The organism is Haloferax sp. Atlit-10N (assembly GCF_003586325.1).
In the GTDB taxonomy this organism is placed as follows: domain Archaea; phylum Halobacteriota; class Halobacteria; order Halobacteriales; family Haloferacaceae; genus Haloferax; species Haloferax prahovense.
The window spans coordinates 1-439 of record NZ_PSYX01000178.1 but is presented as its reverse complement, the minus strand read 5'-3'; the positions used below and the strand labels follow the sequence as shown (position 1 = coordinate 439).

1 protein-coding gene is annotated in these 439 nt (G+C 66.5%); it reads left to right on the top strand.

The features are described from left to right. The coding region (locus C5B91_RS21750) for an NAD(P)-binding domain-containing protein (protein WP_158589940.1) at positions 1 to 439 on the top strand (439 nt) is incomplete at both ends.

Sequence of the window (439 nt, the reverse complement as noted above, 5' to 3'; positions counted from 1 at the left end):
CGGCGCAGGTGCCGCTGGCGTCGGTATTGGCGTCGTTCTCGAAGCCCTCGCCCTCGACTCCTACGCGATTCTGGAGCGAGACGACGTCGGCGCGTCGTTTCGACAGTGGCCCGAGGAGATGCAGTTCATCACCCCCTCGTTTCCCAGCGACAGCTTCGGCTGTCGAGACCTGAACGCCGTCACGACGGACACGTCGCCCGCGTTCGCGCTCGACCGCGAACACCCGACCGGCGAGGAGTACGCGCAGTACCTCCGCGGAGTCGTCGAGTTTCATGACCTTCCCGTCCGGACCGGCGTAGCTGTCGAATCCCTCCAACGCCACGACGATGGGTTCGTTCTGGACACGTCCGCTGGTACCGTCCGGAGTCGCTTCGTCATCTGGGCGGCCAGACAGTTCGGCCGCCCGAACGACGAGCCGTTCCCCGGTGCGGGTCACTGC